15 protein-coding genes are annotated in these 23,592 nt (G+C 70.8%); 4 read left to right on the top strand and 11 right to left on the bottom strand.

Annotated elements, in window-relative coordinates; genetic code table 11:
* Window positions 1-20 precede the first annotated feature (20 nt).
* From Aph01nite_RS15575 to glgP, 7 genes are all read right to left on the bottom strand, one after another.
* The gene (locus Aph01nite_RS15575; RefSeq protein ID WP_204041585.1) at window positions 21-2,051 is read right to left on the bottom strand and encodes a serine/threonine-protein kinase; all 2,031 of its coding nucleotides are present in this window, start codon (window positions 2,049-2,051) and stop codon (window positions 21-23) included.
* Window positions 2,052-4,178 carry a serine/threonine-protein kinase gene (locus Aph01nite_RS15570; protein WP_204041584.1) on the bottom strand — a complete coding sequence of 709 codons (2,127 nt, stop codon included), beginning with the start codon at window positions 4,176-4,178 and terminating at the stop codon, window positions 2,052-2,054.
* A gap of 106 nt (window positions 4,179-4,284) precedes the next feature.
* Window positions 4,285-4,776, bottom strand: a complete 492-nt coding sequence (locus Aph01nite_RS15565) for a YbaK/EbsC family protein (RefSeq protein WP_204041611.1) — start codon at window positions 4,774-4,776, stop codon at window positions 4,285-4,287.
* Window positions 4,777-4,791: 15 nt separating this feature from the next.
* A complete protein-coding gene (locus Aph01nite_RS15560) occupies window positions 4,792-6,327 on the bottom strand; it encodes a flavin monoamine oxidase family protein (protein ID WP_204041583.1) in 1,536 nt (511 codons plus the stop codon).
* Window positions 6,324-7,166: a M55 family metallopeptidase gene (locus tag Aph01nite_RS15555; protein ID WP_204041582.1), complete on the bottom strand. Its 843-nt coding sequence runs from the start codon at window positions 7,164-7,166 to the stop codon at window positions 6,324-6,326. Before Aph01nite_RS15555 ends, Aph01nite_RS15560 begins: the two co-directional genes overlap by 4 nt.
* A 17-nt stretch (window positions 7,167-7,183) precedes the next feature.
* Window positions 7,184-7,351, bottom strand: coding sequence for a hypothetical protein (locus Aph01nite_RS15550; protein ID WP_204041581.1), 168 nt, complete (start codon window positions 7,349-7,351; stop codon window positions 7,184-7,186).
* Window positions 7,352-7,477: 126 nt separating this feature from the next.
* A complete protein-coding gene (gene glgP / locus Aph01nite_RS15545; protein ID WP_204041580.1) occupies window positions 7,478-10,081 on the bottom strand; it encodes an alpha-glucan family phosphorylase in 2,604 nt (867 codons plus the stop codon).
* Window positions 10,082-10,422: 341 nt separating this feature from the next.
* Between glgP and Aph01nite_RS15540 the strand changes: the two genes are divergently transcribed.
* The 3 genes from Aph01nite_RS15540 to Aph01nite_RS15530 are packed head-to-tail and all read left to right on the top strand — an operon-like array spanning window position 10,423 to window position 15,623.
* On the top strand, window positions 10,423-12,516 hold the full coding sequence (locus Aph01nite_RS15540; RefSeq protein WP_204041579.1) for an alpha-1,4-glucan--maltose-1-phosphate maltosyltransferase: 2,094 nt from the start codon (window positions 10,423-10,425) through the stop codon (window positions 12,514-12,516).
* Between the two features lie 31 nt (window positions 12,517-12,547).
* The gene (treS, locus tag Aph01nite_RS15535) at window positions 12,548-14,260 is read left to right on the top strand and encodes a maltose alpha-D-glucosyltransferase (protein WP_204041578.1); all 1,713 of its coding nucleotides are present in this window, start codon (window positions 12,548-12,550) and stop codon (window positions 14,258-14,260) included.
* Window positions 14,261-14,264: 4 nt separating this feature from the next.
* Window positions 14,265-15,623 (top strand): maltokinase N-terminal cap-like domain-containing protein, encoded by a 1,359-nt coding sequence (locus tag Aph01nite_RS15530; protein ID WP_239161722.1) that lies wholly within the window; start codon window positions 14,265-14,267, stop codon window positions 15,621-15,623.
* A 46-nt stretch (window positions 15,624-15,669) separates the two neighbouring features.
* Here Aph01nite_RS15530 and sppA read toward each other — a convergent pair whose 3' ends face one another.
* Both sppA and Aph01nite_RS15520 read right to left on the bottom strand, forming a co-directional pair.
* A complete protein-coding gene (sppA, locus tag Aph01nite_RS15525) occupies window positions 15,670-17,361 on the bottom strand; it encodes a signal peptide peptidase SppA (RefSeq protein WP_204041576.1) in 1,692 nt (563 codons plus the stop codon).
* 120 nt (window positions 17,362-17,481) lie between these two features.
* The gene (locus Aph01nite_RS15520; protein WP_204041575.1) at window positions 17,482-19,080 is read right to left on the bottom strand and encodes a glycosyl hydrolase family 18 protein; all 1,599 of its coding nucleotides are present in this window, start codon (window positions 19,078-19,080) and stop codon (window positions 17,482-17,484) included.
* A 171-nt stretch (window positions 19,081-19,251) separates the two neighbouring features.
* On the opposite strand from Aph01nite_RS15520, the gene Aph01nite_RS15515 reads away from it, so the two are divergent.
* Complete coding sequence (locus tag Aph01nite_RS15515; protein WP_204041574.1) at window positions 19,252-21,171, top strand: 5'-methylthioadenosine/S-adenosylhomocysteine nucleosidase family protein; 1,920 nt, start codon at window positions 19,252-19,254, stop codon at window positions 21,169-21,171.
* Between the two features lie 33 nt (window positions 21,172-21,204).
* Here Aph01nite_RS15515 and Aph01nite_RS15510 read toward each other — a convergent pair whose 3' ends face one another.
* Both Aph01nite_RS15510 and Aph01nite_RS15505 read right to left on the bottom strand, forming a co-directional pair.
* Window positions 21,205-22,140 carry an FKBP-type peptidyl-prolyl cis-trans isomerase gene (locus Aph01nite_RS15510; RefSeq protein WP_204041573.1) on the bottom strand — a complete coding sequence of 312 codons (936 nt, stop codon included), beginning with the start codon at window positions 22,138-22,140 and terminating at the stop codon, window positions 21,205-21,207.
* 200 nt (window positions 22,141-22,340) lie between these two features.
* A complete protein-coding gene (locus Aph01nite_RS15505) occupies window positions 22,341-23,510 on the bottom strand; it encodes a hypothetical protein (protein WP_204041572.1) in 1,170 nt (389 codons plus the stop codon).
* Window positions 23,511-23,592: the final 82 nt, after the last annotated feature.

Raw genomic sequence — 23,592 nt, 5'->3', positions numbered from 1 at the left:
TCGCGTTCGCACCCCTGTGGTCACTTCCAGAATGTGAGGAATCCGAGCCCGAGCTGGTTCATCAGGTCGTCGACCAGGCCGCCGATGAGGTTGACGACGGTGTCCTCGCCCTTCTGCTTCAGGTCGGCGACGATCGCGTCGATGGCCACGGACGGCGGGCGCCACGGGGTCCACATCGCGGTGGCCGAGAACGCGGCCATCACCAGGAAGAACGCGAGTGTGCCGACCGCGATGGCCACCACCATGCCCGCGCCGGGGCTGCGGATCAGCCCGCTCAGCGACTTGGCCACGGCCTTCCTGGGGCCGCCGCCGCCCGGCAGGATGAACAGCCCAGCCACGAAAGCCCCGGCGGCGTATCCGGCGGCGGTGTCGGTGGTCTGGTGCGCGCCGTAGACGAGCGCGCCCCAGACGCACATCCCGAACATGATCGAGAGCGGCACCTGCACGAGCGTGGCCAGCGTCGCCTTGATCAGCGCCCACGGGGTGCCGAGCACGGCCAGCACCGGATCGGCGCCGCTGCTCCCCCGGGTCTGCCGCCGCTCGGTGAGATCCCCGAACAGGTAGTTGCCGACCCGCAGGCAGAGCGCCAGGCCGATGGCGAACAGGCTGACGATCACCGGCAGCAGGCAGGTCGCCGCGACGAGCGCGGTCAGCAGCAGCGCCGCCAGGAACGGATGCCCGGTCCGGTACCGCTGCCGCTCCCCCTCCGGCTGGTACGGCCTGCCCGGCGCGGGCGGCGGCTGGTACCGCGGCGGCGCGGTCGGCTGCGCGTTGGCCGGCGGCGGATACCCGGCCACCCGCTGGTCGGCGAGCGGCGCCGGCTGGTACGGAGGCGGCGGCACGTACGGCGGCGGCGCCGTCCTGCTCCCGCCCCTGCCCTGCTTGGGAGGCTTCTGCGGACGTTCCGGTTTGGCGTAGTTGACCGGCGTGAGCAGGTCGGAGTGGTCCACCGGCAGCCCGCGCGTGTGGCCGGGCCCGTCGTCGAGCACCCGAGTGCCGTCGGCCAGCACCTTGGTGCCGTCGTTGAGGACCCGCGTCCCGTCGTTGAGTACCCGGGTTCCGTCGGTGAGCACGCGCGTGCCGTCGGCCAGCATCCGGGTGCCATCCGGCTGCACGCGGGTGCCGTCGGTGAGGATGCGGGTTCCGTCGGTGAGGATGCGCGTGCCGTCCTCCAGGACCCGCGTGCCGTCCTCCCCGGTCAGCACGTGGGTGGCGGCGGACTCCTTGAACACGGTGACCGACGGGTCCAGCGCCCGCGCGAGCCGCAGCAGCGCGCCCGCCGAGGGCCGCGTGCCGGCGTCGGTGGACAGGGCCAGCCGCAGCCAGCCGCGCATCCACGCGGGGGCCAGGTCGACCTTGGCCTTGCCCTCCAGGATGTTGTAGCAGACCACCTCGAAGGTGCCCGAGCCGAACGGCGGCTGCCCGGTGGCCGCGAAGAAGACGGTCGCCGCCAGCGCGTGCACGTCGGCGGCCTGGGTGATCGCGGTGTCCCTGATGATCTCCGGCGCCAGATAGCCGGGGGTGCCCACGAACATGCCGGTCTGGGTCAGCCGGGTGGCGTTGACCAGATGCGCGATGCCGAAGTCGATGACCAGCGGCTCGAAGCCGCCGCCCGACTCGACCAGCATGACGTTGGCCGGCTTGAGGTCGCGGTGGATGACGTCGGCGGCGTGCACGGCCACCAGCGCCTCGCACAGGCCGCGGGCGAGCCTGACCAGCTCCCGGCCGCTCAGCGGCCCGTCCTCCAGGACGCGCTGCTCCAGCGTGCGCCCGGGCGCGAACCTGGTAACGATGTACGGCGTGGCCCCGATCAGGTCCGCGTCGAGCACCTCGGCGACGCGAGGGCTGCGCACCCGGCGCATGGTCTCCACCTCGCGGGTGAGCCGGTCCCGCGCCTTCAGGTCGGACGCGACATGCGGGTGCAGCACCTTGACGGCGACCTCGCGGTTGTCCCTGTCGAGTCCGAGATGGACGACCCCCATGCCGCCCTCACCGAGCCGGCGGAGCAATCGGTACGGACCGATCCGCTCCGGAGCCTCAGTCGTGGCCATCTATGACCCCCCTGGTCCCTTCGCCCGTAGTTCGGTCAAGCGGTCGACCAGATCCAGGGTGTCAAATCCCCAGAACAGGCCGGCGGTGTCGTCCCCCCTCACCGACAGTAACGCGATTCCGGCCAATAACACGGCGACAACGCCGACACCCCACGCCACGCCGATGGCCGCACCCCTGGCCGGGAAGAGAGACGCCAGCGTCCGCTTCACCTGCCGGCTCGGCGCCTCCACGGCGGGCCCGGCGCAGATGGCCCACAGGGCGACGGCGACTCCCCAGGCGAGGGCGGCGTTCGGGTCCATGGTGGTGACCAGGACGGCCAGCAGCAGGGTGACGGGAACGCCGAGGATCAGGCCGTAAAGGACGAGGCCGGCCGTGGACGCGATGGACTTGAACAGCGGTCCTGGCAGGCTGATCACCCGGAACACGTCGGCCGCCGCCGCGCCGATCGGGCGGCGCGAGTTGAGCACCGGCTGGGCCTGGTCGGCGGCCCGGAACAGCACCACGGCGGGCAGCGTGACCAGCGCCACCAGCACCGGCGCGATCACGGCCGCTGCGGTCATCGCGACCAGCATGAGCACGGCGGCCACCCCGTACGCACGGGAACGCTGCAACATGGCGCCCGGACGCACGCCCGGGTTGTGCAGCGGCTGCGGCGGCGGCACCCGGACGGTCTGCTGGAACGGCACCGGGTGCGGCTGGTTGACGTGCGGCGTCTGCTCGTAGAACTCGGCCGGCTGCTCGAAGAAGACCTGCTGCTGCGGCAGCGACTGGCGCAGCTCCTCGGGGCGTACCCGCCGGGTGGGGATGTCCCCGTCCCGTCCCAGCTGGTCCGGCACCGGAAGCTGCGGCTGGGGCTGCGGTTGCGGCTGCTGCTGGGGCAGGGGCTGCCAGGCGCTCGCGCCGGACGGGGGGCCCATCCGGGTGGGGATGTCGCCTTCGACGATCTTGGGGATGGTCGGCGGCTCGTACTTGGGCGGCGGCGGCGCCTCCGGCTGGGCGGCCAGCCCGGCCCGGCGCAGGTCCTCGCCGGTGACGCGCACGGTCGGGAACGGGTCGCCGGCCGGGGCGGGCGGCGGGGTCGCCACCTGCCCGGTCACCGGGGCGTCGCCGAGCAGCGAGACGAACTCCGACCGGGGCACGGCCGGGGTCACGTGCGGGTTCTGCTGGCTCTGCGGGTGCTGCTTCGGCGCGACCTGCTGGTTGACCTGCTCGTTGGAGGGCGGGCGCGGCGTCGGCGGCGGCCCGTCCAGGCCGAGCACCGCGATCGGCTTGCCGGTGGTCTGGTCGACGTTCGGAACCGTGGTGACCTCGTCGGGCACCCGCGGCCGGTACGGGTTGGGCAGCAGCCGGGCGACCTGGTCGCGCAGCTCCGCGGCGCTCGGGCGGCGGGACGGGTCACGCTGGAGCGCGGCCCGCAGCACCGGCTGCATGACCTGCGGCGTGCCCTCCACGTTCGCCTTGCCGGAGGTGATGTTGAAGAAGATCATCTCCAGCGTGCCCTTGCCGAAGGGCGGCAGGCCGGTGGCCGCGTAGATCAGGGTGCCGGCCCAGGCGTGCACGTCCACCTCGGGTCCGGCCTCGTGCCCCTCGATGATCTCGGGGGCCAGGTAGCCGGGCGTGCCGATGAACATGCCGGTCTGGGTGAGCCGGGTGGCGTCGACGGCCTGCGCGATGCCGAAGTCGATCAGCACCGGCTCGCCGTCCAGCATCAGGACGTTGCCCGGTTTGAGGTCGCGGTGGATGACCCCGGCGGCGTGTACGGCGGCGAGCGCCTCGGCCACCCCGGCGGCCACCTTGAGCAGCGCCTCGACCGGAAGCGCGCCGTCCTGCTTGACGATCTCGTCCAGCGGGCGCCCGGGCACGTACCTGGTCACGATGTACGGCCGCTGCCCGGTCACGTCCGCGTCCACGACCTCGGCGATGTGCCGGTTGCGGACCCGCCGCATGGTCTCGACCTCGCGCGAGAGGCGGCGGCGCGCGGTATCGTCGCCGGCGACCTCCGGGCGCAGCACCTTGACGGCCACCTGCCTGCCGTGAGGATCCAGGGCCAGGTGGACCACGCCCATACCACCCTCACCTAGCCGCCGCAGCAACCGGTAGGGGCCAAGTCGGTCGTCCTGATTCATGCCTTAAGCACCATACCGACTAAAACACCGTCCATGAGTGAGCCATCGGGCCACATTCCTGCTAAGCACAACGTTAGGTGTGGCTCAACGGTTTCCCACCCTACGGTCACAATGTGAGCACCAGTGTCTCGCCCCCGGTGGCCGCGACCAGGTCCGGACCGGATATGGCCAGCTTGGAGCGGCGCAGACCACTCCCTATCACTACAAATGAACGCTTGGTCACGTTTTCATCAACGAGCACGGGCCAGTCCTCGGGCAGGCCGAGCGGGGTGATGCCGCCGTACTCCATGCCGGTGAGCTCGACCGCCTCCTGCTGCGGAGCGAAAGAGACCTTACGCACGTCCAGCCGTTTCCTGATCACGCCGTTGACGTCGGCCCGGTCGGTGGCCAGGACCATGACCGCCGCGTAGCGGGTGACGCCGCCGCGCTTGCCGGCCACGATCACGCAGTTGGCGGAGTCCTCCGGGGCCACGCCGTACCGCTCGCAGAAGGCGGCCGTGTCGGACAGGGCGGGGTCGATCTCGGCCACCCGCAGGCCGGGGGCGAGAGCCTTGGCGACCGGCGCGGCGAGCAGGTCGAGGTGGTCGGCGGCGGGCATCCAGTCGAGCGTCACTCAGTTCTCCTTCAGCACCCGTTCGTGCAGGCTGGTCACCACATGGCGGGCGGACTCGAAGGCCCCAGCCTGCCAGGCGACCAGATGGGTGAGCCAGTCGCCGGCGAAATAGACACGCCCGGCGGGCTCCTGGAGCAGCGCCGACGGCGGCATGTTGGCCCACGCGCCCTCGATGTGGGGGCGGTTGGCCCAGGCCACCGAGACGCTGGAGAGTAAGTCCTTCCGGTACTTGGCGCCGTGCACGCGTTCGCCCTGCGCCAGCGCCTTCTCCAGGCGTTCCGGATGCCGCAGCGCGGCGTAGGCGTCGGCGTCGCCGGCGAAGTTGTAGTAGCCGACCACCAGGCCGCGCGGGCGGTGGAAGCCCTCGGACGGGTACCAGATGCGGCCGATGTCCAGGTCGGTCTCGGTGATGCCGCCGTAGATGCGGTCCTCCTGCTCCCACCAGCGGCGGCCGTACTCCAGGCCGAGCTTGCCGGCGGAGAACGGGACGGCGACGCGGAGCGCGGCGAGCACGCTGCTGTCCAGGTTGCCGGGGATCTTCGCCAGCACGTGCGGCGGGAGGGCGGCGACGCAGTAGGCGGCCTTCATGGTGCCGTCCTGGTGGGAGACCTCGACGCCGTCCGGCACATTGACGATTTTCGTGACCGGATAGGAGGTCTTGATCCGGTCCCGGCCGACCGCGTCGGCCAGCGCCTGGACGATCATGTCCATGCCGCCGACCGGCTGGAACATGGGCATGGCCTGGTCGGCGGAGAGGTCGAAGGTGAGCGCCGGCGCGAGCTGGTAGCCGAGCAGTTCGCTGAGGGTCGGCGGGGGCGGCAGCGGCGCGCCCGGCTCCACGCCGGGGTAGACGGCGAAGCCCCGGCGCTCCGAGCCCCCGTAGGTGGTCCGCTCGCCGAGGTCGCCGAACTGGCGGAGGAAGTCCAGCAGGAGCTGCTTGTCGGCGGGTTGCACGGCCTCGTCCAGGGCGCCCTGGCTGGTGGCCTTGGCGAGCAGCTCGGACAGGTGACCGTACACGTCGGCCCTGGCGGTCCTGAACCGGACGGGGGCCTTCATGCCGGAGGTGTACACGTACGCGGAGGCGTTGCTGTTGACGAAGGGCTCGATCGGCACGTGGAGTTCGCGGCAGTAGTCGAGAGTGACCATCCAGGAGGCGATCCTGGCCGGGCCCGCGTTGAAGTAGACGCCCTCGCCGTAGGCCGCCGTCTGCCGCTCGCCGGTGGTGTCGGTGAGCCCGTCCCCGCCGCGCAGGGTCAGGCTGCGCCCGCCGATCCGGTCGGAGGCCTCCAGGACCGTGCAGTCGTAACCGGCCTTGCCCAGCTCGTACGCGCAGGTGAGCCCGGCGATCCCGGCGCCGAGCACGATCACCTTGGCGGCCGCCTTGCCACGCAGCGCGAAGTCGGACGGGCGCGGCGCCTCGAATTCGGAGCGCTGCTCGCCCGGAGCCAGGCCGAGCGCGTTCATGGCGGCGTACATGGCGCCCGCCCCGCCGGCCGCGCCCAGGCCGATCAGCAGCGCGCGCCGGCTGACGTTCATCCGTAGATCCCGCTGCCGCAGGCCACCTGTCCGGCGATCATCGCGTAGAGGCCGAACAGCGCCATGATCTCGTGGTAGTCACCGGTCTCGAACTCGGTGTGCCGCGGACCGGCCAGCCGGGTGCCGGGGATCAGCGCGCACGCCGAGGCGATCGCCGTGGAGTTCCACTCCACCCCCAGCCGGTACGGCGGCGGCACCACGTAAGGCGTGAAGTCGGACAGCCGGTTCAGCGCCCGCTCCGCGGCCTCCCCGATCCGGGCGTGCGCCACCTCCGGCGGCAGCAGTTCGGCGGAGAAGCGGTCCACGCCCTTCTTGACCGCGACCGTCTCGACCCGGCCCAGCAGCTCCGTGGCCTCGTCGCAGACCGCCTGGTCGCCGGTGACCAGCGCGACCGGCACCCCCAGCGCGCCCGCGAACCCGGCCACCAGCCTCGTCTCCCCGCAGATCTCGTCGTTGAGGTAGACGTTGTGGATCTCCTTGCCCATCCAGGTGTGGTTGAGCACCCCGTCCGGCACGCCGGCGCGGGCGTGGTAGCCGGCGAAGCAGGCGGCGTCGAAGCCGGCGGTCAGCCCCTGGGCCATCCGATGCGGTTTGCCGGGCCCACGGACGAGGGTGGCGCGCGGGTCGAGCAGGTCGATCCGTACGTTCTTGGTGGAGCCGTGGGCGTCGTTGACCAGCACCTGCCGCGCGCCCGCCGCGAAGGCGCCCGCGACGACCGCGTTGGCGTCCCCGGTCATCAGCTCGCAGCCGCGCTCGTACCCCCGGCCGCCCGCGTGCATCTCCTCCGGATCGGTCAGCCCGGTGACACCCTCCATGTCCACCGACAGATAGACCTTCATACGACCCCGCCCCCGTTTCAGATGGCCTTGAGGTCCCGCAATCGATCCAGCTCACGCCGCATCGCCACGACCTCCCGCCGCAACATCTGGACCTCCCACAAGGTATCTCTGATGTCGCGCAGATGATCGGCCTTGGTGACGTACCGCGCGTCGATCCGGACTCGCAGCGCCCGCCGAAGCCGCATGGGAACAATCCTCATGACGAACCGCATGAACGGCCACGATAGCCGCAACGCATGACGAAAACGCCCGGCTCTGATCACAATCCGGAGGCTTGCGGCGGCCCGCCGCGATCACGGCGGGCCGCCGGGTCAGCGCAGCGTGCCGTTGGTCATCCCGGCCGGCTCCTCGGGCACGGCGATCAGCCCGAGTTCGGCCGGAGAGGCCATCAGCGGATGGAACGGCACGACCCGCACCGAGTACCCGAAGGCCCCCGTACGGTCGAGCGGGATGGTGCCGGTGAACGGGGCCCGGCCGTCGTCGCCGGACGGCCCGGCGGTCAGGGTGACGTACGCGGGCTCGATCAGCTCGTCGTGCGGGCCGACCCGGCCGTACCCGGCCTGGACCTGGAGGTCCTCGGGAGACAGGTCGCCCAGCGCGATGGTGGCCGTGATCTCCATGAGCACGCCCAGCTCGGGGGTGTCGCCGATCCCGGAGGTCTCCACGTGCTCGACCCGGACGCCGGGCCACGCCTGGGAGACGCGGAGCTTCCAGGCGGCGAAGGACTTGGCGCCGTGGAAGTGGTCGACGGCGAGATTCCTGGCCGAGTCGGCGGCCGGCGCGTACAGCTGCACGACGTAGTCGCGGAGCATGCGGCCGGCCAGGACCTTGGGGCCGAGCGAGCTGAGGGTGTGCTTGACCATCTCCAGCCAGCGGCGCGGCAGGCCGTCGGCGGCGCGGTCGTAGAAGCGGTCGGCGACCTCGCGTTCGATCAGGTCGTAGAGGGCGGCGGCCTCCAGCTCGTCCCGGCGGTCGGGGTCGGGCACGCCGTCGGCGGTGGGGATGGCCCAGCCGTTGGTGCCGTCGTACCACTCGTCCCACCAGCCGTCCAGGATGGACAGGTTGAGGCCGCCGTTGAGCGCGGCCTTCATGCCGGAGGTGCCGCAGGCCTCCAGCGGGCGCAGCGGGTTGTTCATCCAGACGTCGCAGCCCTGCACGAGCAGCTGGCCGAGGGCCATGTCGTAGTCGGGCAGGAAGACGATGCGATGCCGCACGTCCTCCATGTCGGCGAACTTCACGATCTGCTGGATCAGCTTCTTGCCGCCCTCGTCGGCCGGGTGCGCCTTGCCCGCGATCAGGATCTGGACCGGCTTCTCCGGGTCGAGCAGCAGCTCGCGGAGGCGTTCCGGGTCGCGCAGCATGAGGGTGAGCCGCTTGTAGGAGGGCACCCGCCGGGCGAAGCCGATGGTCAGCACGCCGGGGTCGAGCGCCTCGTCGGTCCAGCCCAGCTCGGCCTCGGACGCGCCGCGCTCCCGCCAGGACCGGCGCAGGCGCTTGCGGGCGTCGGCCACCAGGCGGCCCCTGAGCTGGCCGCGGATGGTCCAGATGTCGGCCTCGGTGAGCTTCTGCACGCTGTCCCAGTTCTGGGTCCTGTCCACCAGCGTGGGCAGCTCCTTGCCGGCCAGCTCCATCACCTCGCGCCCGACCCAGGTGGGGGCGTGCACGCCGTTGGTGATCGACCCGATCGGCACCTCGGACAGGTCGAACCCGGGCCACAGGCCCTGGAACATCTCCCGGCTGACCTCGCCGTGCAGCTCCGACACGCCGTTGACGCGCTGCGCCAGCCGCATGCCCATGACGGCCATGTTGAAGACGGCCTTCTCGCCGTCCCCGTCCGACCCGTCCGGCTCGGCGCCGAGCTCCAGGATGCGGTCCACGTCCACGGTCGGCCAGGCGTTGTCGCCGCCGAACTGGCGGGCGATCATGTCCGCCGGGAAGCGGTCGATGCCGGCCGGGACGGGCGTGTGGGTGGTGAACACCGTGCCCGCGCGGACGGCCTCCAGGGCCTCGTCGAAGGACAGGCGGGACTCGGTGAGCTCGCGGATGCGCTCCAGGCCGAGGAAGCCGGCGTGGCCCTCGTTGGTGTGGAAGACCTCGGGCTCGGCGTGGCCGGTGATCCGGCAGTACGCGCGCAGCGCCCGCACCCCGCCGATGCCCAGCAGCAGCTCCTGCATGAGGCGGTGGTCGCCGCCGCCGCCGTAGAGCCGGTCGGTGACGTCGCGGGCGGCGGCGTCGTTGTCGGCCACGTCGGAGTCGAGCAGCAGCAGCGGGATGCGCCCGACCTGTGCCACCCAGATCTGGGCGTGCAGGGTGCGCCCGCCGGGCAGGCCGATCCGGATCCGGGACGGCGTGCCGTCCTCCTCCTTCAGCAGCGTGAGCGGCAGGCCGCCGGGGTCGAGCGAGGGGTAGTGCTCCTGCTGCCAGCCCTCCGGCGACAGCGACTGGGAGAAGTAGCCGTGCCGGTAGAGCAGGCCGACGCCGAGGATGGGCACGCCCAGGTCGCTGGCCGCCTTGAGGTGGTCGCCGGCCAGGATGCCGAGGCCGCCGGAGTACTGCGGGAGGGCGGCGGCGATGCCGTACTCCGGGGAGAAGTAGCCGATCGCGGCGGGACCGCCGGGGAGGGTCTGGTACCAGCGCGGGGCGGTCATGTACTCCCGGAGATCGTCGGCGGCGTCGGCCAGGCGGCGCAGGAAGCGTCGGTCCCTGGCGAGTTCGCGCAGCCGCTCGGCGGCCACGGCGCCGAGCAGCGCCACCGGGTCGTGCCCGACGCGCTCCCACACGTCGGGATCGACCTCGGCGAACAGATCCATCGTCTCCGGGTGCCACGACCAGCGGAGATTCTGGACCAGCTCACCGAGCGGGGCGAGTTCGGCCGGAAGGACGGTACGGACGGTGAACCTGCGAATAGCTCTCACGTGGCCAGACCCTAGGGGATGTGAGGGGGTGGAGGAGCACATACAGCTCTCACCATTGCCCCACCGGCTCAAACCTCACAGACCCGCGCCACTCCCCGGTGAACTCGATGCCACTCCACGACTAATCGGGGGTAATCCGGCGTTCAGCGGAAGGAGATGGAGTTGACCCGCGCCATGCTCTTTCATATCCAGGGGTAAACATGGAGCATTGGGGCAACTCCTGTATGAGCCACCGGCCCGATCGGCGGGTCGTGGTTCGTGCTGCCCGACTCCGAGCCAAGATCGGTCCTAATCCCGTAACTCCGGCGGCACCGGGTGTGCCGTCGCTACGTTGAGAAACGATGATCGGACGAATCCCAATCCAGGACATCCACCCTGTCGTCGACTGCGGGAAGCGCCCCGCGAAGGCGGCCGCAGGGGAAACCTTCGAGATCAGCGCCACCGTGTTCCGGGAGGGACACGACGCGGTCGCCGCGGGGGTCGTGCTCATCGACCCGGACGGCGTCGCCGGGCGGCTGCAGCCCATGCGCGAGCTCGCGCCGGGCACGGATCGATGGGGGGTGAGCGTCACGCTTCCCGCGGAAGGCCTGTGGTCCTTCCGGGTCGAGGCGTGGAGCGACCCGGTGGCGACCTGGCTGCACGACGCCGGGATCAAGATCCCCCGGGGGCTGGACGCCGACCTGATGTGCGAGGAGGGCGCCCGCCTGTTCGAGCGGGCGGCCCGGGCGGTACGCGCGGGCGACTGCGTGAACGGCGGGAAACGCCTGGTCAAGAGCGGTGACACCAAAACGGGCGGGGTGCTGGCGGCCGACCTGCCGGTGTGCGGGCACCGGGCGGCGCTGCTGGCGCTGGCCGCGCGGCTGCGGGACGACGAGGTCGACCCGCGCGCCAGGTTCGCGGCGGCGCAGCTGCCGGAGACGCTGGCCCTGATCGCCGCGCATCCGCTGCGCGACCTGGTCACCAGGGCGACGCCCGCGAAGATCCGGGTGGACCGGCGGCGCGCGCTGTTCGGCTCCTGGTACGAGTTCTTCCCCCGCTCCGAGGGCGCGGTGGCCGAGGACGGCGTGCCGGTCTCGGGCACCTTCGCGACCGCCGCCAAACGCCTGCCCGCGGTCGCCCAGATGGGCTTCGACGTGGTCTATCTGCCGCCCATCCACCCGATCGGGGTGGCCTTCCGCAAGGGCCGCAACAACACGCTCACCCCCGAGCCGCACGACCCCGGGTCGCCGTGGGCGATCGGCGGGGAGGACGGCGGGCACGACGCCGTCCATCCGGATCTGGGCACGATCGAGGACTTCGACGCGTTCGTGGCGCGGGCCCGCGAGCTGGGCATGGAGGTCGCGCTCGACCTGGCGTTGCAGTGCTCGCCGGACCATCCGTGGGTGAAGGACCATCCGGAGTGGTTCAACATCCGGGCCGACGGGTCCATCGCGTACGCGGAGAATCCGCCCAAGAAGTACCAGGACATCTATCCGCTCAACTTCGACCGGGATCCGGCCGGGATCTACGCCGAGGTCAAGCGGGTGGTGCGGCACTGGATGGCGCACGGCGTACGGATCTTCCGGGTGGACAATCCGCACACCAAGCCGGTGGCGTTCTGGGAGAAGCTGCTGGCCGACATCCGGACCGAGGACCCCGACGTGCTGTTCCTGTCGGAGGCGTTCACCCGGCCGGCGATGATGCGGGCGCTGGCGAAGGTGGGGTTCCACCAGTCGTACACGTACTACACGTGGAAGAACTCCCGGGCGGAGCTGGAGGAGTATCTCTCCGAGCTGTCCCATGAAACGGGACATTTTTTGCGCCCGAATCTGTTCGTCAACACTCCCGACATCTTGCATGAGTACCTTCAAAACGGTGGCATACCCGCCTTCAAGATCCGCGCGGTCCTGGCCGCGCTGACCGGGCCGAGCTGGGGGGTGTACGCGGGCTACGAACTAGGTGAGAACGTCCCGGTACGTCCGGGCAGCGAGGAGTACCTGGACAGCGAGAAGTACCAGTACCGCCCACGGGACTGGCAGGCGGCCGAACGGGAGGGCCGCAGCCTGGCCCCGTTCATCACGCACCTCAATTTGTTCAGAAGAGCACACCCGGCCCTCCAGGAATTGCGTAATCTACGGTTTCACAACGTTGATCAGCCGGATGTGATCTGCTTCTCCAAGCGGCTTCCCGGCGCCTACGACACGGCCACACGACGGCACGGCCTAGGCGACGTCGTCCTGGCTGTCGTCAACCTGGATCCGCACCACACCCATGAGGGCATCGTCCATCTGGATCTGCCGGCCCTCGGTCTCGACTGGCATGCCGAGTTCGTCGTGGACGACGAGCTGTCGGGCGAGTCGTACCGCTGGCGGCAGTCCAACTACGTGCGCCTCGACCCACATGTCAATCCTGCACACGTCTTCACGCTGCGTCACGGGTCAGCGCACCGCCCGTGAAGTCAGCCCTGCACAACCGGGGAGTACAACGGTGAGCCTTACGCCGAGTCAGCATCAGCCGATCCCGAACACCTTCACGCACGAGAAACCCCGCGATCAGTACTGGTACAAGCGGGCGGTGTTCTACGAAGTGCTGATCCGGGGCTTCGCCGACTCCAACGGTGACGGCACGGGCGACATCCGGGGCCTGATCGACAAGCTCGACTACATCCAGTGGCTCGGCGTGGACTGCCTCTGGCTGCTCCCGCTGTACGAGTCCCCCCTGCGGGACGGCGGATACGACATCGCCGACTTTATGAAGATTTTGCCCGATTTTGGGGATCTTGGGGACTTCGTCAAGCTGGTCGAGGAGGCCCACAAGCGCGGCATCCGGGTCATCGCCGACCTGGTCATGAACCACACCAGCGACCAGCACCCGTGGTTCCAGGCCTCCCGGCGTGACCCGGACGGTCCGTACGGCGACTTCTACGTCTGGAACGACACGGACGAGGCGTACAAGGACGCGCGGATCATCTTCATCGACACCGAGACGTCCAACTGGACCCACGACCCGGTCCGCGGCCAGTACTACTGGCACCGCTTCTTCAGCCACCAGCCGGACCTCAACTACGAGAACCCGGCAGTGCAGGAGGCGATGCTGGAGGTGCTGCGGTTCTGGCTGGACCTCGGCATCGACGGCTTCCGCATGGACGCCATCCCCTACCTGTTCGAGCAGGAGGGGACCAACTGCGAGAACCTGCCGAGGACGCACGAATACCTCAAGCGGGTCCGCGCCGAGGTGGACCGCCTCTACCCGGACCGGGTGCTGCTGGCCGAGGCCAACCAGTGGCCGGCCGACGTGGTGGAGTACTTCGGCGACCCGGTCACCGGCGGCGACGAATGCCACATGGCCTTCCACTTCCCGCTGATGCCCCGCATCTTCATGGCCGTACGGCGGGAGTCGCGTTACCCGATCTCGGAGATCATGGCGCAGACCCCGAAGATCCCCGAGAACTGCCAGTGGGGCATCTTCCTGCGCAACCACGACGAGCTCACCCTCGAAATGGTCACCGACGAAGAGCGCGACTACATGTACTCCGAGTACGCCAAAGACCCCCGTATGCGCGCCAACGTGGGCATCCGCCGCCGGCTGGCCCCCCTGCTGGAGAACGACCGGAACCAGATCGAGCTGTTCACGGCGCTGCTGCTGTCCCTGCCGGGTTCACCGGTGCTTTATTACGGGGACGAGATCGGGATGGGGGACAACATCTGGCTGGGCGACCGGGACGGAGTCCGTACCCCCATGCAGTGGACGCCCGACCGGAACGCGGGCTTCTCCAACTGCGACCCGGGGCGCCTCTACCTGCCGCCGGTGATGGACCCCATCTACGGCTACCAGGCGATCAACGTCGAGGCGCAGCAGAAGAGCTCGGGCTCGCTGCTGCACTGGACCAAGCGGATGATCGACATCCGCAAGCGGCACCCGGTGTTCGGCCTCGGCGAGTTCATCGAGCTCAACTCCTCCAACCCCAGCGTGCTGGCCTTCGTGCGGGAGCTGGGCGACGACCGGGTGCTCTGCGTCAACAACCTGTCCCGCTTCCCGCAGCCGGTCGAGCTGGACCTGCGGCGGTTCGAGGGAGCCGAGCCGGTGGAGACCATGGGCGGGGTACCTTTCCCCCCGATTGGTGAACTTCCGTATCTTTTGACGCTCCCGGGGCATGGTTTCTACTGGTTCACCATCCCACCGGTGTCACGGGAGGAATAGAGACGTGCTGACTGAGCTCCTTACCGGCTGGATCGCCACTCAACGCTGGTTCGCCGGTAAGGGGCGCCCGATCGACGGCGTGTCGATCGAGTCCTGCACCCAGCTCGCCGCCGACGACCCCGTCCTCGCCCACCTGCTCATCGCGGTACGGCAGGGCGAGCAGTCCACCCGCTACCAGCTCCTGCTGGGGCTGCGCGACGAGATCCCCGACCGCCTCAGGCACGCGATGATCGGCCGCACCGAGTGGGGCGGCCGGGACCGCTACTGCTACGACGCCGCCCACGACGCGAGTCTGACCGGCCGCCTGCTGGCCGGCATGGACGTGAACCTCCAGATCGACCCGCTGTCCTTCCACCGGATCCCCGGCGTCGAGATCGACACCAGCCCGCGCAGCCTGGTGATGACCGCCGAGCAGTCCAACACCTCGATCGTCTTCGGCGACCGGTACATCCTCAAGCAGTTCCGCGCGATCATCCCGGGCGTCAACCCGGAGCTGGAGATCGTCACCGCGCTCGCCGCCGCGGGCTCCACCCACGTGGCCAAGCCGTACGGCTGGATCGACACCACGGTGGACGGGGAGCCGACCACGCTCGCCATCATGCAGGAGTTCCTGTCCAACTCCAGCGAGGGCTGGTCCATGGCCCTGACCAGCGTGCGCGACCTGTACGCCCAGCCCAGGGACGTCTCGGCGGCCGACGCCGGGGGCGACTTCGCGGCCGAGGCGCGGCGGCTGGGCTGCGCCACCGCGCAGGTGCACCGGGACCTGGCCCACGTGTTCCCGACGGGCATGATCGAGCCGCCCGAGGTCAAGCGCATGACCGAGACGTTCCGGCGCCGCCTGGACCGGGCCATCGCCGAGGTCCCGCAGCTGGACGCGCACGCCGAGGTGGCGCACGCCGCCTACGACCGGCTGGCCGACATCGACCGGCCGGTGGCCGTGCAGCGGGTGCACGGCGACTACCACCTGGGCCAGGTGATGCGCACGGCGGCCGACTGGGTGGTGCTCGACTTCGAGGGCGAGCCGGGCCAGCCGCTGTCCGAGCGGCGGGCGCTGGACTCGCCGCTGCGGGACGTGGCGGGCATGCTCCGCTCCATCGAGTACGCGGCCAGGCACCTGCTGGCCGACCACCCGGACGCGGCCTCGCTGGCCTCCCGGGCGCAGGAGTGGTCCGCGCGCAACCGGCAGGCGTTCCTGACCGGCTACACCGAGGCGGGCGGCAGCATCACCGGCGCGGACGCGGTCCTGCTGCACGCCCTCAAACTCTCCAAGGCCGTGTACGAGGTCGTCTACGAGGCCCGCAACCGCCCGACCTGGCTGCCGATCCCGCTCGCCGCCTTCCAGGAGGGGGCCTTCCTGGAGTGAGCATTCCAGGAAGGAGCATTCCCGGCGTGGGCCTTCCTGGGGTGGCTTAGCGGATGTTCCACCGGCCGGGGAGGATCAGCGGTCCGGCGGCGGGCAGGCCCAGCTCGGATGCCAGCGCGGACAGCGGCCCCCACGCCTCCAGCCGGATCCTGGCCAGCGCGGCGGCCTTGTCCTCGCTCGACTCGGCCGGGCGCAGCCGCTCCAGCGGGTTGAGCCGGGGGTAGAACCGCACGGGCGCGTCCACCGGCAGCCCGGCCCGCTTGCGGGCCAGCGCCATCGCGTCCTCCAGGCCGCCCAGCTCGTCCACCAGGCCGTTCGCGCGGGCGTCGGCGCCGGTCCAGACGCGGCCGCGGGCCAGTTCGTGGGCGCGCTCCCGGTCCAGTTTCCGGCCGTCGGCCACCTTGCCCACGAAGTCGTCGTAGACCCGGTCGAGCCAGGCGTTGACGCGGGACCACTGGGCCTCGGAGAAGCCGCGCGTGAGCGAGAACATGCCGGCGTTGGCGCCCTCCGTCACCGTCTCGGACACCACGCCCATGCGGGTGAGCAGCTCGCCCAGGACCGGCTTGCCACCGAACACGCCGATGGACCCGGTCAGCGTGCCCGGCTGGGCCACAATCACGTCGGCGGCCATCGACACGAAGTACCCACCGGAGGCGGCCACGTCGCCCATCGAGACGATCACCGGCTTGCCGGCCTTGCGGGCCAGCACGACTTCACGCCAGATGGTGTCGGAAGCCACGTACGACCCGCCGGGGCTGTCCACCCGGAAGACGATCGCCTTGACCTTGTCGTCGCGGCGGGCGGACCGGAGCGCGGCGGCGATCGTGTCCGAGCCCATCGCGCTGCCGCCGCCCAGCGGGGAGCGCCCGCTGCGGCCCATCCGGATCGGGCCGACGCCCTGGACCAGGGCGATCACGTCCTCCCCCGGGTGCGGCAGCTTCCTGGGGCCGGCGGTCTTCGCATACCGCGCGACGTAGAGGAGGTGGGCGTGCTCGGGCACGGTCTCGGCGTAGACCTCGTCGCGGTACTTGAGGGCGTCCACCAGGCCGGCCTCCAGCGCCTCCGCGCCGATGAAGGGGCCCTGGTCGATCAGGTCGCGGACGTGGGCGGGGTCGAGCGAGCGGGACTCGGCGATGCCGGCCACGATCTGCTCGGTGATCGACTCGGCGATCCGCACGGTGGACTCGCGGTGCGCCTCGGTCATGTGGTCCTGGGTGAACATGTTGGCCGCGGTCTTGTACTCGTGCCGCTGGCCGAGCTGGTACTCCACGTTCACCTTGGCCAGCGCGTCCTTCACGAAGCGCTGCTCCAGGGCGATGCCGGTCAGGCCCACGTCGCCGGACGGCTGGAGGTAGACGCGCTCGAAGGCGCTCGCCAGGTAGTAGGCCACGGTCCCGGCGCCGAACTCGCCGAACGTCTCCGCGTACGCCACGGTCAGCTTGCCGGCGGCGCGCAGCTTGACGACGGCGCCGCGCAGCTCCTGGACCATGCCCAGGCCCAGCTGGCCGCTGCCGATCTTCACGATCAGCGCCTTCACGCGGGGGTCCTTGCGGGCCCGGCGCAGCCCGGCCAGCACGTCGGCCAGGCGCGGCTTGCGCATGGTGAGCAGGGCGCCGAGCGGGTCGGCGGGCGGGCCCTCGGACAGGCCCTCGGTGAGATCCAGCTCAAGGACCAGCGGTCCCGTGCGGCGCTGCCGCATCCGCCCGACGGTCTCCACGATCGTCCTCGTCGCGTCCATACCCGCCACCCTAAGCGACGCGCGAACGGCCCTCGCGTGGAAATTCACGCGAGGGCCGCCGGATCCCGCGGGGGATGTGGGCCTTACGGCCCCGGGGATCTCGAGGAGGGTCGGCGAGGGTTACCTGAGGCCGTTGTAGATCGCGCTGATCAGCTCACCGTTGGCGGTGTCGCCGCTGGTCTCCCAGAAGAAGGCGCCCGCCAGGCCCTGGTTCTTGGCGTAGGTCATCTTGCCGGTGATCGTGCCGGGGGTGTCGTACCCCCACCACTGGCCGTTGCAGAAGCCGTAGGCGGTGCCGCCGGCCGTACCGGTGACCGGGCATCTGGTCTTGAGGACCTTGTAGTCCTCGATGCCCGCCTCGTACGTGCCCGGTGCGGCGCCGGTGGCCGTGCCGCCGGGCGCGCTCTGGGTCACGCCGGTCCAGCCGCGGCCGTAGAAGCCGATGCCGAGCAGCAGCTTGCTCGACGGGATGCCCTTGGACTTGAGCTTCTGGATGGCCGCGTCGGAGTGGAAGCCCGCCGTCGGGATGCCCGTGTAGGAGGTCAGCGGGGAGTGCGGCGCGGTCGGGCCCTGCGCGGCGAAGGCGCCGAAGTAGTCGTAGGTCATCGGCATGTAGAAGTCGACGTACTGGGCGGCGCCCGCGTAGTCGGCGGCGTCGATCTTGCCGCCGTTGGTGCCGTCGGCGGTGATCGCGGCGGTGACCAGGTTGTTCTGGCCGAACCTGTTGCGCAGGGCCTGCATCAGGTTCCTGAAGGAGGCGAAGCCGCTGGTGTCGCAGGACAGGCCGCAGGCGTTCGGGTACTCCCAGTCGATGTCGATGCCGTCGAAGACGTCGGCCCAGCGCGGGTCCTCGACCACGTTGTAGCAGGAGTTCGCGAACGCCGTCGGGTTGGCCGCGGCCTGGGTGAAGCCGGCGGAGTAGGTCCAGCCGCCGAAGGAGAAGATCACCTTCAGGCCGGGGTGCATGGCCTTGAGCCGCCGCAACTGGCCGAAGTTGCCGCGCAGCGCGCCGGTGTCCCAGGTGTCGGCGACGCCGTTCACCGAGTCGGCGGCCGAGTAGAACTTGTCGTAGTCGGAGTAGGTGTCGGAGAGCGCGCACTGGCCGCCGGCGACGTTGCCGAAGGCGTACAGGATGTGGGTGAGCTTGGCGGCGGAGCCGCTGGTCTCCAGGTTCTTCACGTGGTAGTTGCGGCCGTAGACGCCCCAGTTGGTGAAGTAGCCGATGACCTTGCGGCCGGGAGGCGCGGTCGGGGTGGGACTCGGAGACGGAGATGGCGAGGGCGAGGCCGTCGGGGTCGGACTGGGCGACGGAGACGGGGACGGCGACGGGTTCGTGCCGCCCGTGCAGGCCGCTCCGTTGAGCGTGCAGTTCTGTACGGCCGAGAGCCCGCCGGGCGCCCCGATGAACCCGAACGAGGCCTGCCCGCCCGCCGGAACCGCCCCGTTCCACCCCTTGTTCACGAAGGTGTAGTGGTTGCCGCTCCTGGTCATGTCGGCGTCCCAGGCCGAGCTGATGGCCGTGCCCGCGGGCACGTCGAACTCGACGCGCCAGCTCGCCAGCGCGGAGTCGCCCGCCCGGACGGTCACCTTGGCCTCGAAGCCGGAGCCCCAGTCGGCGGAGACGGCGTACGTGGCGGTGGCCGGAGTGGCGGCGGAAGCCGTCCCGATCCCCAGCGGCACCAACAGCGCCGCCGCGGCGATCAAGGACCCGAATGTCATTCGACGCAAGGGTTGCTCCTGGTCAGATAGGGCGAACCAAACTAATAGGAAAGTTTCCTATGAATTAACCGGGAGCGTAAGGTTCATCGTGGACCAGGGTCAATGACCGATGGTTACGGTTAATCCACACTTAAGCCCCTGCTAAGCCTCGGATCAGTGCAAGGTGGGTGTGTGCTCTCCTTCACGGCCGCCCGGGAGGCCGCCCGCCAGGTCCGGCGCGCCGAACGCGGCCGCGACGCGATCCGCACCGTACGGCCGCGCGGCGTCGGGGTCTTCCGGGCGAGGGCGCCCCTGGCCGTGGTGCTCTACGCCGCCTCCCGCGAAGGCCGGCTGGTCTGGCAGGGCCCCGACCGGTTCGCCCTGCTGGAACCGCCGCAGGACGACATGCGCGGCCACCGCCCCCGGGGCTGGCTGCGCGCGATCGACCGGCAGTGGGAGTTCGTCCTGTTCTTCGGGCCTCCCGCGGTGGCGATGCTGCTCGGGCTGATCGTGGGGCTGGCGGGGCTGTACGTGAGCTCCGGGGTGCTACTGCTCGCCGCCATGGTGCTGCTGCTCGCCGCCATGCTGTACGTGACCGCGGTCATGACGCTCGGTCTCGGTGTCCTGCTGCTGGGCGGGCTCAGGTGGCTGGCGGCCCGGCCGGTCAGCGAAGGCGACTCCATGAAAGCCGGCGTGCGTTTCGTGCACTGGACCATGCCGCTGTGCCACTGCCCGGACGACGCACGGGCCCCCGCCCTGCTCGCCACCGTCGCCGAGCGGGTGCGGCGGCTGATGGAGAACAAGATCGACAGGTCTGCCGAGAGCCTGGGCGGGGTCGCGGCGCGGGTCCAGATCGTCGAACCGCTGGTGTGCGTGCTGAGCGGGGCGACCACCGCGGGGGCCGAGGCCGCGATCATGGCCATGTCCACCAGCGCCTCCTCCGGCGTGTCCGATCATCATGCCGGGATCACCTTCCTGACCGCCGGGGCGAGTGCCCGGCTCCGGCGGCCGAAACTGGCCGAATCCGGGGGCGCGCTCCTGCTCTACACGGTCGGGGTCGCCATGATCGTGGTGGTCGAGGCCCTCGGGACTTATCCGGAGGAATTGGAAGCCTGCCGGCCGCGCGGCGACTGCGCCGGGCGGCCGGCGACATTCGGCACGGCACTGCTCTGGTTCGGTTACCGCCTCGCCTTCCAGAACCCGCCGGGCATCTTCCCCGCCACCGCCCAGAGCTGGGCGTTCGGCTGGGCGAACGGGCTGCTCGGGCTCATGTTCGTGCTGGTGGCGGGGGTCACGATGTGGCGGGCCGGAGCGGCGCGCAAGGAGCGGCGCACCGACTTCGAGAAGGACATCGACGCTGTGCTGAGCACCTCCACGGTCCTGCTGCTCGTCGTCACACCGGTGGAGCGCGACGCCGTCATACGCGCCGCCCGCGAACTCACCGGCACCGAGCCGATCCGCCGCCACCTCGACCACCACACCGCCCTCGACCTGGGAGTGGTGCGCGGAGCCCGGGTGCTGCTGGCGCGGAGCCGACCCGGCGTACTGGAGCCGGGCGCGGCCACGCTGACCGCGCAGTCCCTGATCGACCAGCTGAACCCGGACTATCTCCTGCTCACCGGGACCTGCTCCGGGCTTCGCGAGGACCGGCATCGGCTGGGCGACGTCCTGATCTGCACTCAGCTGCGCGCGATGGACCACAAGAAAGTGATCGACTATCAGTGGGGGCAGGCGGCCGAGATTCCGCGCGGCGACCGGGTGAGCCCGTCGGTGACCCTGCTGAACCGCTGTGAGAGCGCCCGGCTGGAACCGGGCGTGCCCGGCGTGCACTCCGGCCTGATCCTGTCCGGGAACACCCACCTCGACTCCGCCGCCCTGCGGGATCGGATGGCCGCCGCGGAACCGGACGCGATCGGCGTCGAGATGGAGGGCGCGGGCGTGTACGCGGCCGCCGCCAAGGGCAAGGTGGACTGGATCGTGGTCAAGGCGATCAGCGACTGGGGCACCGGCAGGACCGAGGAGAACCACGCGCTGGCCGCCCGCAACGCGGCCGAGTTCGTCGCCGACGTCCTGGCCGGCGGCGGCCTGGACCGCCCACCGCTCCGGGCCTAGCCTGACCCGGCTGGTACCTCACATGGCCGGGCCTCAGCCGGCCGGGCCGCGAGCGGGGTCGAAGACGTCCAGGATGTCGATGACGTACGTGACGAACACGCCCTGGGGGACGATGACGCCGCCCGTCGTACTGGTGAAGCCGGGCTTGGGCGGGGCCACCAGCAGGACCCGGCTGCCGGCCGGGACGCCGGTGAGGCCCGCCACCCAGCCCGGTGGCACGGAGTTCTCCGCGAGCAGGAAGCCGTTGGGGCCGCCCCGGGCGTAGGAGGCGTCGGTGGGGGTGGTGGCGCCCCAGGGAGTCGTGACGTACTGGACCACCACGGTGGAGCCCGGCTTGGCCGGGGGGCCGGAGCCGCGGCGGAGGGTGCGGACGGTGAGCGCCCGGGGCGGGCTCTTCGGGAAGCTGCTGGGGAAGGGCGGGAAGCCGCCGACCACGGGGAGGGTGGGGCCCGCGTCGGTGGGCGTCCGCACGTGCCGGGCGTTGGCGGTCGGCGCGTACCCGCCGATGATGTCGAAGACGATGACCAGGGTCTCCGACGGGGAGACGCCCGAGGGGGCCATGCCGGCCGGGCCGAAGCCCTGGGCGGCCGGGCTCACCAGGGTGACCCTGCTGCCCGCCCGGCGGCCGACGAGCGCGGCGGCCCAGGTGCCGGAGACGTGCTGCCCGTCCAGGGTGACGGTGGTGGGCTGCCTGAGATCGTGCGTGCTCATGTACGGCCTGCCGTCCCGCCACAGCCGGATGTCGGCATGGGTGACGACGACCTGGCCCTCGCGTACGACCGGGCCCCGGCCCTCGGCGAGGACCTCGACGACGGGAGCGGCGGGCGGCGGACCGGACGGGAGCACCACCGTCGGCCTGGTGCCGAAGTCGCCGGTGACCGAGAGGGCGGTCCCGGGCGTTCCGTGGATCTGCCCGCAGCCGGACAGCAGCGAAACCACCGAGACCACGAAAGGCAGCAACCGGCGCACCCGTCGATCATCCGAGCGGTGCGCCGGTCGATGTGCCACCCACGGGCGGGCTTGCCCGAAGCGTTGCCCGCCGATATCGGTTCCCTGAGGAACAACGTGGCCGAGACGCCACGCGAAGGAATTCAACGCGCCACGGGGACGCGGTCAGATGGAACTGAGGCGGCCGGGCCGAGCACCGGAGCGCTTCGGCCGGGACGTGTTTACTTGAGCCGCGCGGAGACCGCGGGAGCGGCGGCCTTGGCGGCCGGTGTCCTCTGCTCCTTCTCCAGGAGGTTCAGGGGGCAGGCGGCCTCACGGCCGGGCGAGGAAACGCACGGGAGCAACACCGGCAGGCCGGTTCCGGTGCCGGTCGTGGTGGTGCCGGTGACCGCGGTGGTGTTCAGGACGGCGGCGTGGCCCACGGTGAGGTCGGCGGCGTTGGTGCCGAGCACGCTGACGTGGATGGCGTTGATGTAACCGCTGGCCGCGACCGGGTTGTACTGGTAGGTCGTACGGCCGGGGGCGAGGGTGCCGGTGCCGTTCGGGTTGGTGGTGACCTGCTCGTTGGTGGTGACGATGCCGAGCGGAGCGCCGAACGGGGTGGGGACCTCCACGCCGAAGTTGGCGGGCCACTTGGCCGGGATGTCGACGACCTTGGTGCCGAAGCTGGCGACGTAGCCGTGCGCGAAGTTGCCGGCGAACTCGACCGGCTTGCCGGGGACGGACCGGGCCGACACCGCGATGCCCTCGACGTGCACCCGCAGCGGCGAGGAGTCGCGCAGTTCGCTCCAGGCCGGCGCCGAAGCCGGACGGAGCGGCTTGATCGTGTTGAAGAGACCGCCGAGGGCGCCCGCGGCCGAGGTCAGGAAGTTGAAACCGGGGATGGTCGGCAGGCCGACGTCGATCATCCCGCCACCGGCCTCCGCGTACGCGGCGCACGGGGTCGCCACGTCCTCGGCGCTGATCTCCTTGCCGGGCAGCGCGTTGCCGATGGCTTTGGCGTAGACGGCGTTGCCCTGGCCGAAGGAGAGGCCCGAGGTGAGCCGGGTCGGGTCGGGGATCTTCAGGTCGACCAGGCCCTTGCCGCCCGCGGTCTTCCTGGCCTGGCCGTACTCGGGGTAGTGGGCCTGGAACAGGGTGGTGTTGACGACGCCGCCCAGGCCCTTGAGGCGGGCGATCCAGGCGTCGGACTGCACGCAGCCGGGCAGGGCCAGGACCGTGCCCCAGTTGGAGACGTCCCTGGGGTCTCCACGCATCACCTCGGGCGCGCCGGGGACCGGAGCCTCGGGCCCGTTGTCGGCCCGAGCGCCCGGCGCCACGCTCATGATCATCCCGGCGGCGACGACCGCGGTCAGGGCGCCCGCGCGCCGGAAGTAGACGTGACCTCGCATGAGGTAGCACTCCTCTTATCAGGAAATATCCGGTACTCGTGGAATTCGATATCCCGCCGAAAATACGGCCGAGATACTTTCC

It is taken from the genome of Acrocarpospora phusangensis (assembly GCF_016862995.1).
Lineage (GTDB): Bacteria > Actinomycetota > Actinomycetes > Streptosporangiales > Streptosporangiaceae > Acrocarpospora > Acrocarpospora phusangensis.
The sequence above is the reverse complement of the archived record's forward strand: the minus strand, read 5'-3'. Positions and strand labels throughout refer to the sequence as shown.

Excerpts from the sequence above, each read along its gene's own strand:
- Aph01nite_RS15575 (WP_204041585.1), bottom strand. The coding sequence starts at position 2,051 with ATGGCCACGACTGAGGCTCCGGAGCGGATCGGTCCGTACCGATTGCTC.
- Aph01nite_RS15570 (WP_204041584.1), bottom strand. The coding sequence starts at position 4,178 with ATGAATCAGGACGACCGACTTGGCCCCTACCGGTTGCTGCGGCGGCTA.
- Aph01nite_RS15565 (WP_204041611.1), bottom strand. The coding sequence starts at position 4,776 with ATGCCCGCCGCCGACCACCTCGACCTGCTCGCCGCGCCGGTCGCCAAG.
- Aph01nite_RS15560 (WP_204041583.1), bottom strand. The coding sequence starts at position 6,327 with ATGAACGTCAGCCGGCGCGCGCTGCTGATCGGCCTGGGCGCGGCCGGC.
- Aph01nite_RS15555 (WP_204041582.1), bottom strand. The coding sequence starts at position 7,166 with ATGAAGGTCTATCTGTCGGTGGACATGGAGGGTGTCACCGGGCTGACC.
- Aph01nite_RS15550 (WP_204041581.1), bottom strand. The coding sequence starts at position 7,351 with ATGCGGCTTCGGCGGGCGCTGCGAGTCCGGATCGACGCGCGGTACGTC.
- Aph01nite_RS15540 (WP_204041579.1), top strand. The coding sequence starts at position 10,423 with ATGATCGGACGAATCCCAATCCAGGACATCCACCCTGTCGTCGACTGC.
- sppA (WP_204041576.1), bottom strand. The coding sequence starts at position 17,361 with ATGGACGCGACGAGGACGATCGTGGAGACCGTCGGGCGGATGCGGCAG.
- Aph01nite_RS15520 (WP_204041575.1), bottom strand. The coding sequence starts at position 19,080 with ATGACATTCGGGTCCTTGATCGCCGCGGCGGCGCTGTTGGTGCCGCTG.
- Aph01nite_RS15505 (WP_204041572.1), bottom strand. The coding sequence starts at position 23,510 with ATGCGAGGTCACGTCTACTTCCGGCGCGCGGGCGCCCTGACCGCGGTC.